We start from the raw sequence: 16,738 nt of genomic DNA, 5'->3' as shown, positions 1-16,738 counted from the left end.
TACAATACCGCCGGCATGCGCAAGATCATCCACATCGACATGGACGCGTTCTACGCATCGGTGGAGCAGCGCGATGATCCTTCGTTGCGCGGCAAGCCGGTGATCGTGGCCTGGCGCGGCAGTCGTTCCGTGGTGTGCGCGGCCTCCTACGAGGCACGTACCTTCGGCGTGCGTTCGGCGATGCCGGCGGTGCGCGCGGAGCGGTTGTGCCCGGAGGGCATCTTCGTGCCGCCGGATTTCACGCGCTACAAGGCGGTGTCGCGGCAGGTGCGCGAGATCTTCCTGCGCCAGACCGATCTGGTCGAGCCGCTGTCGCTGGACGAAGCCTATCTGGACGTGACCGTGCCGAAGACCGACCTGCCTTCGGCCACCGCCATCGCCGAGGCCGTGCGTGCGCAGATCCGCGAGGAAACCGCGCTGACCGCTTCGGCCGGGGTGGCGCCGAACAAGTTCCTCGCCAAGATCGCCTCGGACTGGCGCAAGCCCGATGGCCTGTTCGTGGTCAAGCCGGGACAGGTAGATGCCTTTCTCACACCGCTGCCTGTGGAGCGGATTCCCGGTGTCGGCAAGGTGATGCTGGGCAAGTTGCATGCGCTGGGCATCCGCACGGTGGGCGAGCTGCGCGAGTGGCCGCAGGTGGAACTGGAACAGCGCTTCGGCAGCTTCGGCGGCAGCCTGTTCCGGCGCGCGCGTGGTATCGACGAACGCCCGGTGGAACCTGACCAGCCGGTACAGTCGATTTCCTCCGAGGACACCTTCGAACGCGACGTGCCGCTGTCGGCCATCGACGAGCAGGTGCGCCGGCTGGCCGGCAAGACCTGGGAAGCGACCCGCAAGACTGACCGCGTCGGTCGTACCGTGGTGCTGAAGCTGAAGACCGCGCAGTTCCGCATCCTCACCCGCAGCTTCACTCCCGAGGTGCCGCCGGCGACCGCCGAGGAGTTCACCGCCATCGCGCTGGCCCTGCGCGATCGCGTGGACCTGCCGGCGGACACCCTGTACCGGCTGGTCGGCGTGGGCCTGTCCGGTTTCCGCGATCGCGAGGATGTCGTCGAGCAGCCCGGGTTGTTCGAAGACGCCTCGTAACCTGGATTTTTCCTTGTGGGAGCGACGTGAGTCGCGAGCTTTTCCCGGAGTTTCCGGCTTTCCGGTATCGCGACTTACGTCGCTCCCACACGGGTGGAAGGCAACAAGAGAGCCCGGCACTCGCGGTCGAGCGACCGGGGTTGTTCAAAGACGCCTCGTAACCTGGATGTTTCCCTGTGGGAGCGACGTGAGTCGCGAGCTTTTCCCGGAGTTTCCGGCTTTCCGGTATCGCGACTTACGTCGCTCCTACACGGGTGGAAGGCAACAAGAGAGCCCGGCACTCGCGGTCGAGCAGCCGGGGTTGTTCAAAGACGCCTCGTAACCTGGACGTTTCCCTGTGGGAGCGACGTGAGTCGCGAGCTTTTCCGGAGTTTCCAGCATTTCGGTATCGCGACTTACGTCGCTCCCACACGGGCGGAGGGCAACAAGAGAGCCCGGCACTCGCGGTCGAGCAGCCGGGGTTGTTCAAAGACGCCTCGTAACCTGGATGTTTCCCTGTGGGAGCGACGTGAGTCGCGAACTTTTCCGGAGTTTCCGGCTTTCCGGTATCGCGACTTACGTCGCTCCCACAAGGGAGGGATGGCAAAAAAAGCCCGGCGTCTGCCGGGCTTTTTCATGCACGCAATCAGCGCTTGGGCTGGTAGCGCAGGCTCAGGCCGTATTCGCGGCCGGGCTGGTGGTACCAGGCGATGGTTTCGTATTCGCGGTCGAACACGTTGTCGACCCTGGCCAGCAGCGTCCATTCCGGAGTGACCGCGTATTCCAGCCGCAGGTCGGCGGTGGCGAAGCCGCCCAGGCGGGTGGCATTGGTCAGCTCGTCGTAGCGGTAGCCCGCGCCATTGACGGTCGCGCCGACGCGGAAGTCGCCGAACGCGCGATCCACGTCGATGCGGCCGGTGTTGCGCGCGCGGCGCGGCAGCAGCTTGTCGTTGTTGCTGGCGCTGCGGTTGCGCGGATCGGTGTGGCTGATCTGGGCGGAGAGATCCCAGCCGGCCAGGGTGACGTCGACGGTGAATTCGGCGCCACGGATGCGGGCCTCGTCCACCTGCACCATCGCGAAACGGGTGCCGTCATAGGTGATCAGATCGTCGATGCGGGTCTCGTACAGATCCAGCGCCCAGCGCCAGGCGTCGCCATTCTGGGCGATGCCGACGTTGAGGCTCTTCGACTTCTCCGGTTCCAGGTCGCGGTTGCCGCTCCACGGGTCGTACAGATCGCTGAAGGTCGGCGCCTTGAAACCGGTGCCGTAGGTTGCGCTGAGCTTGAAGCCGCGCCCGAAGCCCATGCCCCAGCCGAGGTTGCCGGTGGTGTGGTTGCCGAATTGCTCGTTGTCGTCGTTGCGCACGCTGGCCTGCAACTGGTGGGCGCCGAACTTGCCCTGGTACTCGACGAAGCCGGCGGTGTTGCGGCGGCTGTCGGCGGCGTAGTCGGTGGTGCTGTCGAGATGGTCGATGTACCAGTCCGCGCCGACAGTCAGCAACTGATCCTGGCCCAGGCCGATGTCGGCCTGCGCGCTGGCGGTGTCGCGGTGGGTGTTGTGGGTGCTGTCGTGATCGACTTCGTTGCGGTAGTTGTCGGTCTCGTTGTCGCTGCGGCCGACGTTGACGGTCAGGGCGAAGCGGTCGGTCGGCACGTAGCGGACCTTGCCATTCAACACCTGCTGCACGTTCTCGGTGTAGTTGTAGTAGCCGTCGTACCGGTTCGCGCCTTCGGCGCGCAGCGCGCTGGCCTCGGCGCTCAGCGTGTCGGTCAGCTTGTAGCCACCGCGCAGGCTGGCCGAGACATTGCGGTAGCCATCGCGATCCGGTTCGTCCGCGTAGCAGCCCTTGAACAGCGTGGCCGAACCGCGGCAGGCATTGATGCCGTCGGTGCGCTGGTAGGAAGCATCCGCGCCGAACCAGCCGCGCTCGCCGCCGCCGCCGAAGCCGGCGCTGGCCTGGCGCAGGCCATTGCTGCCGCCGCCAATCTGGAAGTGCGGTGCGTAGGTGCCCTGGTTGCGGCGGGTGAAGATCTGGATCACGCCGCCGATCGCCTCGGAGCCGTACAGGCTGGAGTTCGGGCCGCGCACGATCTCGATGCGATCGATCTGCGCCAGCGGCAGATCCGGGATGGCGGCGGCGGCGAAATCGGCCGAGTTCACCCGCACGCCGTCGATCAGCACCAGGGTGTGGCTGGAATTGGTGCCGCGCAGGAACAGCGAGGTCTGCTTGCCCGGACCACCGGCGTTGGTCAGGTTGATGCCGGCGCGGCCGCGCAGCAGATCCTGCAGCGAGGTCGCCTGGCTGCGCTCGATGTCGGCGCGGTCGATGACCTGCGCCGGCGCCAGGCTGTCTTCCAGGGCGATCGCGGTGCGGGTGCTGGTGACGACGACGTCGTCCAGTTCGGTGGCGGCGTCCTGGGCGAGGGCCACGCCCGGCAGCGCCAGGGTGACGGCCAGGGACAGGGTACGGATGGATGGCATTGCAATCGGCTCCATGCGCCGCGCGCTCCCGCGCGGCATAACGAGGGGGGGCGGCAACGCGGGAACGGGAAGACAGCGGAAACGGCCGCACGCACGGCGCTCGCCGCCGCAACGCCCGCCGCGTCGCAACCAGTCGTCTTTCGGGCCGGTCTCCGGGCTTGCGAGCGCGATGGCGGACCATCGCTGGCCAGGGCGCCTTCCCGTGCGGATGCACAGTGGCGTTTGCCCTGTCCTGGGCTCGCTTACCGTTGCGGGGGCAGCGCCGGAATTGCTCCTTGGCAGCGCGGAATCCGCGTGCGGGGGCTCACCGGCTTCCCGTTTCAACCCGGAGCGGAACCGCCCGCGGGTCACCAGAAAGCGCGGCGATCCTACCAGATACCGGTCCGGCGGACGTGCGGAGCGCGCCGGCCGGCGTCCGCATCGACGGAAAGCGGTTGCAGCGCGAGATGCGCCGGGGCGGATGAGGGCGCAGAACGCCTCCCGTAGAATCCCGGTTCCCTCGCTGCAAGAAAAATCGTCTCGTGTCTTCCGACTGGATCCTCGCTGATTGCCGGCAACCTTCCCTGGAACACGCCGAACGCGCACGCGCGCGCCAGGATGAATTGACCAAGCCGCAAGGTTCACTCGGACGCGTCGAGACCCTGGCGGTGGAACTGGCGGCGCTGCAGCATCGGGACCGGCCGCTCGCCGCGCGGGTGCCGGTGATCGTGTTCGCCGGTGATCACGGCGTGGTCGCCCAGGGCGTGTCGGCGTTTCCCTCCGAAGTGACGGTGCAGATGCTGCACAACTTCGCCAACGGCGGCGCGGCGATTTCGGTGCTCGCGCGCGAACTCGGCCTGCCGCTGCGGGTGGTGGATGCCGGCACCCGCGCCAGCCACGGCATCGCGGGGGTGCATACCGACAAACCCTGCCACGGCACCCGCGATTTCAGCATGGAAGCGGCGATGAGCGACGACGAACTCGCGCACGCGCTGGCGGCTGGCCGGCGCGCCATCGGCGCGGCGGCGGAAGCGGATCTGTTCGTGTTCGGCGAGATGGGCATCGGCAACACCACCGCGGCCAGTGCGCTGGCCTGCGCGCTGGCGGCACTGCCACTGGACGAACTGGTCGGCGCGGGCACCGGGCTGCAGGGCGATCGCATCGCCCACAAGCAGCAGGTCATCGCGGACGCGCTGGCACTGCACCGTCCGCACATCGCCGCGCACGCGCAACCCGCGCGCGAGGCACTGCGTCGTGTCGGTGGGCTGGAAATCGCCGCGCTGGCCGGCGCGATGATCGCGGCCGCGCAGCGGGGCGTGCCGGTGCTGGTGGACGGCTTCATCGTCTCGGCGGCGGCATTGGCCGCGGTCGCGCTGCAACCGCAGGTACGCCCCTGGCTGCTGTTCTCGCACCAGTCCGCCGAACGCGGTCATGCGCGCGTGCTGGCGGCGCTGGAAGCGCGCCCGCTGCTGCAACTGGATCTGCGCCTGGGCGAAGGCAGCGGCGCAGCGCTGGCGGTGCCGCTGCTGCGGCTGGCCTGCGCGCTGCACGCCGGCATGGCGACGTTCGCCGAAGCGGCGGTTTCCGGGCGCGACGACGCGCCATGATCCTCGACCTGGTGCGCCACGCCTCGACCGGACGGGCCGGCCACTTCGACGGCCGCACCGATCCGCCGTTGCTGCCGGGCGCCGCCGACGCGGTCTGCGGCGGTTGCGCCGGCATCACCTGGTCGCGGGTGATCAGCTCGCCGCGCCAGCGCGCGCTGCATACCGCGCAGGCGCTGGCCGCCGCGCAGGCGTTGCCGGTGGACATCGCCAATGACTGGGCGGAGTGGGATTTCGGCGACTGGGACGGACAGCATCGGGATGCGATCGCGGTGGACGAGGCTTCGCGTCGCGCGCTGCAGGCGTTCTATCAGGATCCGGGCGCGCATCCGCCGCCGAACGCCGAACCGTGGACCGCGTTCGAGATGCGTATCGACCGCGCCCTGCGCGCGTTGGCGTCGCCGGACGACGGGTTGCCGGTGCTGGTGGTCAGCCACGCCGGGCCGCTGCGGCTGGCGCTGGCGCGGGCCTGCGGCTGGTCGCTGGCGTCGCTGTGGGCGGTGCGCATCGACTACGGCACCCGCCTGCGCCTGCGGGTGGAGGTCGACGCGGCGGATCGCCTGTGGGGCGAACTGATCGAAGTGAGGCAGGCATGAGCATGCGCAAACTGATCCTGGCGGTGCAGTTCCTGACCCGCCTGCCCACGCCGCAACTGCGCGATTTCCGTGAAGAGGAACTCAGCCGCACGGCGGTGTACTTTCCGCTGGTGGGCGTGCTGATCGGCGCGCTGGTGGCGTTGCCGTTGTGGGCGCTGGACGCGCGGCCGTGGCTGGCGGGCCTGCTGGCGTTGCTGGCATGGGTCTGGGTAACCGGTGCGTTGCACCTGGACGGGCTCGGCGACGTGGCCGACGCGTTCGGCGCGGCGCACCGCAATCCACAGAGGTTCCTGGAAGTGCTGAAGGATCCGCACATGGGCGTGTTCGGCGTGGTCACGGTCGTGCTGCAACTGCTGGCCAAGTTCGTGCTGCTGGCGGAACTGGCCGACGGCGCGTGGTTGTGGGGCGTGCTGTCGGTGCCGGCGTGGGCGCGCTGGGCCACCACCTTGCTGTGGAGCCGCTGGTTGCCGCCGCTGCATGCGGGCATGGCCGAACGCTTCGCCTGGTACCGCAACGAAGGCGCGTATTGGGATTGGGCGTGGGGCGTGGCGCTGGCGGCGATCAGCCTGTGGCTCGCGCCGCCGCTGCTGGTGTGCCTGCTGCTGGCGCCGTTGACCGCGTGGTACTGGAAGCGCCGCCTCGGCGGCATCTCCGGCGATTGCCTGGGTGCCAGCACCGAAGTGCTGGAAACGCTGTTGTTGTTGGCGCTGGCGCTCGCGCCGGCGGCATGGCGCCTGTCCTGAGGCGGAATCAGTCGTCCTGCTCGCCGCCGCCCGGCGAGTCGAACAGGTTCATCGAAGGCGCGCTGCCTTCGTCTTCCTGCCCATGGGTGGTGGTGGTCACCGGCGCGGCGGCCGGACGGCCACGGGGCGGCGGCAGCAGCGCGGCGGCGGCGTCGTAGGCCACCAGCAGTTCGCTGCGGCGTTCCTCCGGCAGGTGCTGCCAGTGGCAGTCCAGCAGCGCGCCTTCCAGCGCGTACAGCAGGTTGAGGCTGGGGCGGAAGCCGGCGCGCTTGACCCGCATGAAGGCTTCCACCGAACCGGCCGCGACCAGATCCTCCTGCGTGCGCAGCCCGACCTGGCGCAGCCAGGCCGCCGACTTGGGACCGATGTTGCGCATCTTCGCGGTGCTGATGCTCATGCCAGCGTCTCCACGTAGATGGCGGCGACTTCTTCCAGCCCGCGTTGATCTTCCTCGTCGAAACGCGCCAGCCGCGGGCTGTCCAGGTCCAGCACGCCGATCAGGCGATCGTTCTTGACCAGCGGCACGACCAGTTCCGAGCGCGAGGCGCTGTCGCAGGCGATATGGCCGGGGAAGGCCTCCACGTCTTCCACCCGCTGGGTCTGGCGGGTGCGCGCGGCCGCGCCGCACACGCCCTTGTCCAGGGCGATGCGCACGCAGGCGGGCAGGCCCTGGAAAGGACCGACCACCAGTTCGGTGCCGTCATGGAAATAGAAACCGGCCCAGTTGAGATCCGGCAGGGCGTGGTAGACCAGCGCCGACAGGTTGGCGGCGTTGGCGATGCGGTCGCTTTCGCCGCTGAGCAGGGCGCGCGCCTGGGCGGCCAACTGCGCGTATTGTTCCGGTTTGCTGCCGGTCAGGGTCTGGCTGGTGAAGGACATCACTGGATTCTAGCCCGAACCCACGAGGGGCCCGTGCGCCGGGAAATGGTTGGATTGATGAAGAGAACGTGATGACCGGCCAAAACAGGACGCGCCGATGCCGGATGTCCGCTGGCACGCGGGCTGCCTTCGCCGGACCGGCCCGTTACGATGGGCGGCCACGCGCCGACCGGGCGCAGCGCGACAGGAAACGGATGCACAGCTTCTTCGTCACCGGCACCGACACCGGGGCTGGCAAGACCTTCGCCAGCAGCAGCCTGCTGCATGCCCTGCGCGGGCGCGGCCTTCGTGCGGTGGGGATGAAACCGGTCGCCAGCGGCTGCGAGTCCACCGCCGAAGGTTGGCGCAACGAGGATGCGCTGGCGTTGCTGGCCGCCAGCGAGCCGCGGCCGGCCTATGCCGATCTCAATCCCTATGCGTTGCCCGCACCGCTGGCGCCGGAGATCGCCGCGCGCGAAGCAGGCGTGGTCCTGGCGCTGCCGCCGATCGTGGATGCCTACCGGCGACTGCAGGCATTGGCCGACGTGGTGGTGGTGGAAGGCGTGGGCGGCTGGGCGGCGCCGCTATCGGCGTCGCTGGATCAGGTCGACCTGGTGCGGGCGCTGCGCCTGCCGGTGGTGCTGGTCGTGGGCATGCGGCTGGGCTGCCTCAACCACGCGCGGCTGACCGCGCGCGCCATCCGCGCCGACGGTGCGGAGCTGATCGGCTGGATCGCCAGCGAAGTGGATCCGGAGATGGCGCGGCGGGATGAGAACTTCGAACTGCTGAAGGCGCGCATCGATGCGCCGTGCTGGGGAAGGCTGCCGCATGGCGTCCCGGTGGATCCGGTGGTGGGGGCGGGGCGGTTGGTGTTGCCGGGGTAAGTCGGGCGCGGAGGGCTTTTCCGCGGTTGCTTTCGAGTTTCTGGCTGTCGGGAGAACTGATTTTCGGTGGCCGTGGGATCTGGCTAAAAGCGCCCCCATCCGCCTTCGGGCACCTTCCCCCGCAGGCGGGGGAAGGATTCGCTCAAAGAAAAGGCCCGGCAGGGGGGAGGCGCTGGCCGGGCCGGATTGCGCGGCGGGAGGGGAGTCCGCGCAAATGAGAGAGCTTTGAAGCGGTATTGACCGTATTACTTGGCGGCCTTGGCAGCCTTGGTCGCCTTGGCCACGGTGGCCTGGACGTTGTCGGTGGCGGCTTCGTACTGGGCCTTGGCCAGCTGGCCGAAGGCTTCACCGGTCTTCAGCGCCAGACCGAACACTTCCTGGCCGGCGGCGACGAGGCGCTCGGTGTTGTCCTTGGCGATCTGCACGCCCTTCGGCCACAGGGTCTTGTAGCTGTCGAGATCACGCACTTCGGCCAGCTCGCCGAAGAAGGCGGTGGTGGCGTCGACGTTCTTCTCGAAGGTCTTCAGCTGGACGCCGAAGATGGTCTCGGCGCTTTCCAGGGCCAGACGGTTCGCGCGGGCAGCGGCCGCCGCGAACTGGTGCGTGTAGGTGCTGAACTGCTCGTTGAACTGTGCGGACATGGTGCACTCCAAAAGGGAATACGAGGATGTTGCGGCGCAGCATATCGAGGTCTTTGTTGCGGTGCAATAACAGGCGTATGGTTTTCCGACGAACGGTCAGTCCCCGTTAAAAATCAGCGGCTTGCGGGACGAAGCTGAACAGGGGAGGCGAGAACGGGAAGCCACGGGCTGCGTGGGAACGGGCGTGCACAGGCGCACCGCCAGGGTGCAAACGTTTTCTTCCGGGTTTTCCAAGGATTCGCGCGGTCTGCGGGGCCACCCGTTTTCGACCCTGCGATACGGTGCCCTACCCAGCGACCGGCATGTCGCCGGTCCGGGCACTCAGCCGCGATAACGACTGCCGGCGGTGCAGGTCTCGTGGACGACGACTTCGCTCAGGCCGGGCAGGGCGGGCTTGAGCTGTTCCCAGATCCACGCGGCCAGGCGTTCGCTGGTCGGATTCTCGAGGCCGGGAATATCGTTGAGATAGTGGTGATCCAGGCGGTCGTAGATCGGCTTGAACGCGGCCTTGATATCGGCGAAGTCCATGACCCAGCCGGTATGCGGGTCGATGTCGCCGGAGACGTGCAGTTCCACCCGGAACGAATGGCCGTGCAGGCGCGCGCACTTGTGCCCCTCCGGCACGTTGGGCAGGCGGTGCGCGGCTTCCAGGGTGAAGATCTTGAAAATATCCATGCGCGTATTGTCCGCTGCGGCGCATGAAGGCGGCAAATCCGGCTTGGCGGCTGTTTCCGGGAGATTTCGTCTTCACTGGATTGTAACGATTCGCATTTGCATCTAAGATGCGCCCGGCAGCCAGCAGCCGTCCCCGGTTCCGCCAGCGATTCCGTCCCTTCAGGAACCGACGATGAAACCGCTGACCCTGCTGACCGGCGCGCTCGCCTGGGCCGCCCTCGCGACCGCCTCCGCCCATACGCCCTATCTCTCGCCCAGCAACTTCGCCCCGCAGGCCGGCGAAACGCTGGCGCTCGACGCCGCCTTCGCCGAAACCTTCTTCGTGCCCGAAGCCGCGTTCGACAACAGCCGCTTCGTGATCATCGGGCCGGGCGGCGCCAGCGCCGCGCCGGACACGGTGCAGGTATTCAAGACCCGCGCGATCGCCGAGCACCGCATGCCGCAGGGCAAAGGCACCTATCGGTTCAGCACCGGGCCGCGCCTGGGTGCGCTGTTCCGCACCTGGGAAGTCGGCGGCAAGCGCGAGAGTTCGCGCGACCCGGTGGTGAAGATCCCGGCGGGCGCCAAGATCCTGTCCAACTTCCAATCGCTCACCCTGGCCGAAACCTACGTCAGCATCGGCGCGCCGGACACCGCGGCGCTGCGCGCACGCGGGCAGGGACTGGAGTTCGTGCCGGTCGATCATCCCAACGACCTCTATGTGGGCGAGTCGTTCGTGTTCGTCGTCCAGCATGACGGCAAGGCGCTCGCCAACCAGCCGGTCGAGATCACCGAGGCGGTCTGGACGTCGGATCGCAAGGCGCAGGTCGTGAACCTGACCACCGACGCCGCAGGCCGGGTGAGTTTTCCGTTGCAGCGCGCAGGCACCTGGCTGGCGTTGTCGCGTCATCGCACGCCGGCCCCGGCCGGTGCGCCGGTGGCTGAATACAGCCACAGCTACACCCTGACCTTCCGCGTGCTCGAACCCTGAGCCGTCTTTCCGGATCCGCTGGAGTCCCTCGATGAAAACCGCCTTCCTCACCGGCGCGGTCGCCACCGCGCTGCTGCTTCCCCTCGCCGCCAATGCCTGGCAGTCGCCACCCGCGCGCCCGTTGGTGGTGGGCCACAGCGACAACATCACCGCCTTCATCGCCCAGCATGACGGCAACGGCGATGGCCGCCTGGGCTGGGAAGAGTTCGACGCCTTCCGCCGCCAGCGCTTCGACGCCACCGATGCCAATCGTGACGGCAGCGTGGACGTGGAAGAGTACGTGCGCGAGTTCGAAACCCGATCGCGGCAGGCGCGCGAACAGGCACGCGAGGACCAGATCACCCAGACCGGCCGCCGCTTCGACGCGCTGGATGCGAATCGCGACGGGCGCGTGTCGCGGGCCGAGTTCGACGCCTCCGGCGAACGCGTATTCGCCGAAGGCCGGAAGGCACTGGAAAAGGAAAACGCCGAGCTGGCCAAGAGCGGCGACGCGGCCACCGAACGCGCCGCGCGTGCCGAGCGCAGGCGCAGCCGGCTGGAGTTGCCGAGCGCGCATACCGGCGATGGCTTCCTGGCGCTGTACGACGGCAACGGCGACGGCCAGGTCGAACGCGCGGAATTCGATCGCGCCCGCGCCGGACAGTTCGAACGCACCGATGCCAACCGGGACGGCGCGCTGGACCGCGAGGAGTACCTGGCGGAATTCCGCCAGCGCCTGGACCAGCACTACGCCGCGCTGGGCGGCGGTTCGGACAAGCAGACGCGCGTGCGTTTCGCCGCGCTGGACACGGACAAGGATGGCCGGATGACCTTCGCCGAGTACCAGGTGTCCGGGCGACGCAGCTTCGATGGCGCGGACCGCAATCGCGACGGCGTGGTCGACGCGGCCGATGCGGCGTTGCCGCCGCCGCCACGGCCGGCCCGCACTGCCGCGGGACGCTGACAGGCAGCGGCATGGGGATGCCGATGAACACCACATCGCTCCAGGGGATGTCCCCATGCGTGCGTCCTGCACGCCGCCTTCCGTCGCGACGGCGCGTCGATCCCTGCCAGCACCCGCGCTAGCGGGCATCACCCCACTTCCCGCATCGCCCCGGCGCGATGCACTTCCCAGCAACGCAGGACCGCCGATGGCGGCGGCAGCCAGGACCGGAGCGCTCCCATCGAAGCGCGCATTTCCCTTCCCGACTGTCGGAGTTCCACCATGAAGCTGCCCCCCAGCCTGCTCGCGCTGGCCATCGCGTCGAGCCTGTCCTTCCCCCTGCACGCGGAAACCCCGTCCGATGCCGACGGCACCAAGACCTTCGACCCCGTCGAGGTCAAGGCCGCGCGTGAGAAGCGCAAGTCCGCCAACCAGAACGTCACCGTCATCGATGCCCGCCAGATGGAAAACGAGATGGCGGAGAGCATGGAGGATGTCATCCGCTACATTCCCGGCGTCAGCATCGTCGACATGGGCCGCTTCGGTGACAACGGCTTCAACATCCGCGGCATCGAGGGCGATCGCGTCGCCTTGACCATCGACGGACTGGGCATGGCCGAGAGCCTGGAGACCGCGCGCAGCTACGAGTTCTTCCGCGCCGGGCGCGGCGGCCTGGACATTGATTCACTCAAGACCGTGGAGGTGATCAAGGGACCGGATTCGATCGCCGCCGGCAGCGGCGCGCTGGGCGGCGCGGTGGTGTTCACCACCAAGGATCCGGCCGATTACCTGAAGCAGGACGGCAACGACACCCACGTCGGCATGAAGCTGGGATACACCAGCCACAACGACGAGAAACTCGGCTCGCTGACCCTGGCCAATCGCACCGGCATCATCGAGTCGATGCTGGTCTACACCCGGCGCGAGGCGCACGAATCCGAGGGCTGGTTCTCGAACACCGCGGTGGCAACCGGCAGCGCGCGCCGGTTGCCGGATCCGATCGATCACGACAGCACCAACGTGCTGGCCAAGGTCGAATTCGTGATCAGCGATGCGCACCGGTTGGGCGTGGTCTACGAACGCAATCGGGTGGACAACCGGGTCGACAACCTGAGCCGGGTCAGCGGACCGGGCTACCTGGAGCGCTGGGGCGACGACAGCAGCGAACGCGACCGCTACGGCATCCGCTACCGGTGGAACGCCGGCAACGCCATGTTCGATACCCTGGAGCTGCAGGCCGATCGCCAAGAGACCAAGAGCCGCGGCATCACCCGCATCCTGACCGGCAGCGGCACGTCCAGCACGCCCGCCACGCCGGTTACCACCCCGTGCACGCTCGCGCTGACCTGTCGGCGCGCCGAGGATCGCACCACCGAACAGACCCTGGACCGGGTGGCGCTGGACTTCGACAAGGCCCTGGACACTGGTTCGACCCGGCACGCGCTGGTCTACGGCGCGGCCTGGCAGCAGCGCGACATAGACTTCCTCGCCATCGACTACCGCTGGAACAATGCCGGGGCGCTGGACACCGCCACCGTGGACCCGGCGCAGGTGCCGAAGACCGATGCGACCTCCTGGAACCTGTACCTGCGCGATCGCATCGGCTTCCTCGATGACCGCCTGCAGCTGACCCTGGGCGCGCGCTACGATCGCTACGACTACTCGCCGCGGCTGGGCGGCACTTTCCTGGATCCCACCGGCAGCGTGCGCGACGTCAGTTTCGCCTCGCCCACCTGGCAGGCCGGCATCAGCTACCGGTTCCTGCCCAACCAGTCGCTGTGGCTGCAGGCCGGGCGCGGTTTCCGCGCGCCGACCACCGGCGAGATGTACGCGCCCACCAGCACCACCCAGATCACCGAAGTGGGAACCGGCAACACCGTGCTGGTGCCAACCGCGGCGGCCAATCCGGATCTGGAGGCGGAAAAGAGCCTGAGCGTGGAACTGGGCTATCGCTGGGAAAGCGACAACGCGCGTTTCGGCATCTCGGTGTTCCGCGATCGCTACGACAACTTCATCGAAAACACGCGGGTGACCGCCAATCCCGGCACCGAATACCGCACCTGCTCGCGCGGCACCTGCACCAGCCGGTTCGGCTATGACTACAACACGCCGGCCAATGTCGGCGAGGTGACGGTCAAGGGCGTGGAACTGGAAGGCCTGTGGCGGCTGGGCGACGCCTGGCTGCTACGCACGGCCTGGTCGCACAACGAGGGCGAGCAGAAGAACGGACGCCCGCTGGACAGCATCAACCCGGACAAGGGCGTGCTGGGTCTGAGCTGGCAGGGCTGGGACGATCGCCTGCGCATCACCGGCAATCTGACCCATTCGCTGGCCAAGAAGGGCCGCGACGTGGATCTGCAACCGGACGTCTTCGGCCAGGTGCCGCAGCGGTTCCTGAGCGATGCCTACACGACGATCGATCTGTTCGGCAGCCTGCGCGTGAACGATCACCTGCGCATCAACGCCGGCGTGTACAACCTGATGGACGAGCGTTACTACCAATGGGCGCGTATCCGCAACGTCACCCGCGGCGACTTCTACCTGTACGGCTACGCCACCGACGAGGGTATCGGCCGCTACAGCGAACCGGGCCGCAACTACCGCGTGTCGGTGTCGTACAGCTTCTGAGCCGGTCCCGTTTCCGCCGCGTGTCCATCGCACCTGCCGGAAACGAAAAAGCCGCGTCGACGAACGTCGACGCGGCTGCTCGGGAGACGGCTGTCGCGAGGGCGATCAGCGTCCGGAACCACCCCCACGGCCACCGCGCGCGCCGCGGCCTTCCTGGCGACGACCCTGGCCCTGCGGCTTGGGACCGCCGGCATGGGCGTGCCGCGGCGGGGCGGCGTGCGGACGGCGGTTGTGCTTGCGCGGGGCCTTGTTGCCGGCGGGGCGATCGTCGCGGCCGGCCTGCGAGTTGCCCCAGCGGATCGGCACCTGCGGCTCGAAGCCGGGCACTTCCACGATGTCCAGATCGCGCTTGAGCATGCGGTTGATCTGGCGCAGCAGCTTGGCCTCGTCCTGGGCGACGATCGAGATCGCCTCGCCCTGCGCGCCGGCACGGCCGGTGCGGCCGATGCGGTGCACGTAGTCCTCGGCCACCATCGGCAGGTCGAAGTTGATCACCCGCGGCAGCTGATCGATGTCGATGCCGCGCGCGGCGATGTCGGTGGCGACCAGCACGTTGACGCGGCCGGCCTTGAAGTCACCCAGCGCGCGCAGGCGCGCGCCCTGCGACTTGTTGCCGTGGATGGCGGCGGCGCGCACGCCGCTCTTTTCCAGGAACGTCGCCAGCTTGTCGCAGCCGTGCTTGGTCCGGCCGAACACCAGCGTCTGCACGCGGCTGTCGGCGGCCAGCAGGTGCAGCAGCAGCTCGCGCTTGCGACCGCCGTCGACCGGATGCACGCGGTGGGCGATGGTGTCGGCGACGGTGTTGCTCGGGGTCACCTGCACCTGCTGCGGCTCGTGCATGAACTCCAGCGCCAGGTCGCGGATCGGATCGGCGAAGGTGGCCGAGAACAGCAGGGTCTGGCGGTTCTGGCGCGGCAGCTTGGCGAGGATGCGCTTGATCGAGGGCAGGAAGCCCATGTCGAGCATGCGGTCGGCCTCGTCCAGCACCAGCACCTCGATGCCGGACAGGTCGATGCTGCGGCGCTCGATGTGGTCGATCAGGCGGCCCGGGCAGGCGATCACCAGATCCACGCCACGGCGCAGCGCGTCCAGCTGGTTGCCCATGCCGACACCGCCGTAGATGGTGGTGCTGGGGATGCGCAGGTACTTGCCGTAGGTACGCAGGCTGTCGTGCACCTGCACGGCCAGTTCGCGGGTCGGGGTCAGGATCAGCGCGCGCGGCTTGCGGCCGCCGCGCGGGGCGACTTCCTGCGGGGTGGTCGCCAGGTACTGGATCAGCGGCAGGCCGAACGCGGCGGTCTTGCCGGTGCCGGTCTGGGCGCCGGCCAGCAGGTCGTGACCCGCCAGCGCCAGCGGAATGGCCTGGGCCTGGACGGGGGTGGGCTCGGTGTAGCCCTGCTCATCCAGCGCGCGCAGCAGTGCCGGCGCGAGGCCGAGGGATTCGAACGTCATTGCGGAATACTCCAAAGGCGGCGGACGCTACCCGCGCCGACAACGCGCGGTCAGGCGCGGCGGCGATGGCGGATCGGCCGTTTACCCGTAGCGTTCCCTGGAAACCGCGCTGCGAGAGGGGAAAAAGGCGGAAGGCGCCACATGGCGACTCCGGGTTTGCGCAGCGAAAGCAGTCGGAGTGGAGCGGATGCGGGACCGCGGGGGGCCGGCATCGGCGGACCGTTGGGGAAACGAACGGCCGCTGGCAAACGGCGCGCACTTTAACCGATTCCGGGCGTCAGCGGGGGATTCGGGGACCGGGAAGTGCGGTTTTCCATTCAGCCGAAAGGAATGCCGGGTCGGGCCGATATACAATAAGCCCCTGTTTTCCCGACCCGGCCGCCCCCCCAATGAGCCTGCGCGTACTGCGTCACAACGGACAGCCCGTTGTCCCCGGGAGCCGGGGGGATGCCGATCCCCTGGCCGGTCCGGCGCAGGGCGACTGCGTCGGTTGCCAGGTCCGCCACCTGGCGGTCTGCGCGGCGCTGCCGCTGGACCAGGCGCGGGCGCTGGAGACCCTGGCCGGCGATATTCCGCTCAAGGCCGGCGAAGTGCTGGCGCGGGAAGGCGACTCCCGCCGCGAGGTGTTCACCGTCACCGCCGGCGCGCTGCGCCGGATCCGCCTGCTGGCCGATGGCCGCCGGCTGGTCGCCGGCTTCCTGATGCCGGGCGATTTCATCGGCTTCAGCGGCGCCACCCACTATCGCCATTCGATCGAGGCGATCGTCGACAGCGCGCTGTGCGCCTTCACCATGCAGGACATGCGCACGCTGTGCGCGCGCTATCCGGAACTGGAGCGCGAACTGCTGGAACGCGCCTGCGTGGAACTGGACGCCACCCGCGACAACCTGATGTCGCTGGCGCGGATGACCCCGCTGGAACGGCTGGCCTCGTTCCTGCTGGACATGCATGCGCGCCGCCGCCGCCAGGGCTACAGCGGCGATGAAGTGGTGCTGCCGATGTCGCGCACCGACATCGCCGACTACCTGGGCCTGACCGTGGAAACCGTCAGCCGTAGCTTCACCCGCCTGCGCCAGGACGGCCTGATTGCCACCGACGATCCGCACCGGGTAAGCCTGAAGGATCGCAAGCGCCTGGCCGCGCTCGCCGAAATGCGCGAGTAAGCCGGCGTCGTCTGCTCGCAACCCACGCGTAGGGCGGAGCTTGCTCCGCTTTCTTTTTGACTGTTGTGCGGACGAT

At 68.4% G+C, this 16,738-nt stretch carries 15 protein-coding genes and 1 riboswitch; of the genes, 9 read left to right on the top strand and 6 right to left on the bottom strand.

All coding sequences use genetic code 11. From position 1 onward, the window contains the following. Positions 1–15 precede the first annotated feature (15 nt). Complete coding sequence (gene dinB, locus FG323_RS09495; protein WP_141454274.1) at positions 16–1,086, top strand: DNA polymerase IV; 1,071 nt, start codon at positions 16–18, stop codon at positions 1,084–1,086. 625 nt (positions 1,087–1,711) lie between these two features. On the opposite strand, the gene btuB is transcribed toward dinB, so the two are convergent. Further along, complete coding sequence (gene btuB, locus FG323_RS09490; protein WP_141454605.1) at positions 1,712–3,553, bottom strand: TonB-dependent vitamin B12 receptor; 1,842 nt, start codon at positions 3,551–3,553, stop codon at positions 1,712–1,714. A gap of 119 nt (positions 3,554–3,672) precedes the next feature. Next, a riboswitch (cobalamin riboswitch) is annotated at positions 3,673–3,906 on the bottom strand. Positions 3,907–4,068: 162 nt separating this feature from the next. Between btuB and cobT the strand changes: the two genes are divergently transcribed. Genes cobT through cobS form a run of 3 tightly spaced genes read left to right on the top strand, consistent with a single transcriptional unit; the run spans position 4,069 to position 6,469 of the window. Further along, complete coding sequence (cobT, locus tag FG323_RS09485) at positions 4,069–5,133, top strand: nicotinate-nucleotide--dimethylbenzimidazole phosphoribosyltransferase (RefSeq protein WP_141454273.1); 1,065 nt, start codon at positions 4,069–4,071, stop codon at positions 5,131–5,133. Continuing rightward, positions 5,130–5,726, top strand: a complete 597-nt coding sequence (locus FG323_RS09480) for a histidine phosphatase family protein (RefSeq protein ID WP_141454272.1) — start codon at positions 5,130–5,132, stop codon at positions 5,724–5,726. The genes cobT and FG323_RS09480 overlap by 4 nt, the downstream gene beginning before the upstream one ends. After that, a complete protein-coding gene (gene cobS, locus FG323_RS09475) occupies positions 5,723–6,469 on the top strand; it encodes an adenosylcobinamide-GDP ribazoletransferase (protein WP_141454271.1) in 747 nt (248 codons plus the stop codon). The genes FG323_RS09480 and cobS overlap by 4 nt, the downstream gene beginning before the upstream one ends. A gap of 7 nt (positions 6,470–6,476) precedes the next feature. On the opposite strand, the gene FG323_RS09470 is transcribed toward cobS, so the two are convergent. Further along, positions 6,477–6,860, bottom strand: a complete 384-nt coding sequence (locus FG323_RS09470; protein ID WP_141454604.1) for a TfoX/Sxy family protein — start codon at positions 6,858–6,860, stop codon at positions 6,477–6,479. Positions 6,861–6,862: 2 nt separating this feature from the next. Continuing rightward, positions 6,863–7,348 (bottom strand): GAF domain-containing protein, encoded by a 486-nt coding sequence (locus FG323_RS09465; RefSeq protein ID WP_141454270.1) that lies wholly within the window; start codon positions 7,346–7,348, stop codon positions 6,863–6,865. 194 nt (positions 7,349–7,542) lie between these two features. On the opposite strand from FG323_RS09465, the gene bioD reads away from it, so the two are divergent. Next, positions 7,543–8,211: a dethiobiotin synthase gene (gene bioD, locus FG323_RS09460; RefSeq protein WP_141454269.1), complete on the top strand. Its 669-nt coding sequence runs from the start codon at positions 7,543–7,545 to the stop codon at positions 8,209–8,211. Between the two features lie 245 nt (positions 8,212–8,456). Here the strand turns inward: bioD and FG323_RS09455 are convergent, their stop codons facing one another. Both FG323_RS09455 and queD read right to left on the bottom strand, forming a co-directional pair. Next, positions 8,457–8,852 carry a phasin family protein gene (locus FG323_RS09455; RefSeq protein WP_141454268.1) on the bottom strand — a complete coding sequence of 132 codons (396 nt, stop codon included), beginning with the start codon at positions 8,850–8,852 and terminating at the stop codon, positions 8,457–8,459. A 321-nt stretch (positions 8,853–9,173) separates the two neighbouring features. Beyond that, on the bottom strand, positions 9,174–9,527 hold the full coding sequence (queD, locus tag FG323_RS09450) for a 6-carboxytetrahydropterin synthase QueD (RefSeq protein ID WP_141454267.1): 354 nt from the start codon (positions 9,525–9,527) through the stop codon (positions 9,174–9,176). Between the two features lie 172 nt (positions 9,528–9,699). On the opposite strand from queD, the gene FG323_RS09445 reads away from it, so the two are divergent. The 3 genes from FG323_RS09445 to FG323_RS09435 all read left to right on the top strand — a co-directional run bounded on the left by FG323_RS09445 (position 9,700) and on the right by FG323_RS09435 (position 14,047). After that, entirely contained in the window at positions 9,700–10,497 is a 798-nt protein-coding gene (locus FG323_RS09445; protein WP_141454266.1) for a DUF4198 domain-containing protein, read from the top strand. A 31-nt stretch (positions 10,498–10,528) separates the two neighbouring features. Continuing rightward, positions 10,529–11,440 carry an EF-hand domain-containing protein gene (locus FG323_RS09440; protein WP_141454265.1) on the top strand — a complete coding sequence of 304 codons (912 nt, stop codon included), beginning with the start codon at positions 10,529–10,531 and terminating at the stop codon, positions 11,438–11,440. 261 nt (positions 11,441–11,701) lie between these two features. After that, positions 11,702–14,047, top strand: a complete 2,346-nt coding sequence (locus tag FG323_RS09435; RefSeq protein WP_141454264.1) for a TonB-dependent hemoglobin/transferrin/lactoferrin family receptor — start codon at positions 11,702–11,704, stop codon at positions 14,045–14,047. Positions 14,048–14,152: 105 nt separating this feature from the next. Here the strand turns inward: FG323_RS09435 and FG323_RS09430 are convergent, their stop codons facing one another. After that, on the bottom strand, positions 14,153–15,499 hold the full coding sequence (locus FG323_RS09430; protein WP_141454263.1) for a DEAD/DEAH box helicase: 1,347 nt from the start codon (positions 15,497–15,499) through the stop codon (positions 14,153–14,155). Between the two features lie 389 nt (positions 15,500–15,888). Between FG323_RS09430 and FG323_RS09425 the strand changes: the two genes are divergently transcribed. Then, complete coding sequence (locus tag FG323_RS09425) at positions 15,889–16,662, top strand: helix-turn-helix domain-containing protein (protein WP_141454262.1); 774 nt, start codon at positions 15,889–15,891, stop codon at positions 16,660–16,662. Positions 16,663–16,738: the final 76 nt, after the last annotated feature.

The sequence above is a fragment of the Pseudoxanthomonas sp. z9 genome, assembly GCF_006542425.1.
Classification (GTDB): Bacteria; Pseudomonadota; Gammaproteobacteria; order Xanthomonadales; family Xanthomonadaceae; genus Pseudoxanthomonas_A.
This window is presented reverse-complemented; position numbering and strand designations above follow the sequence as displayed.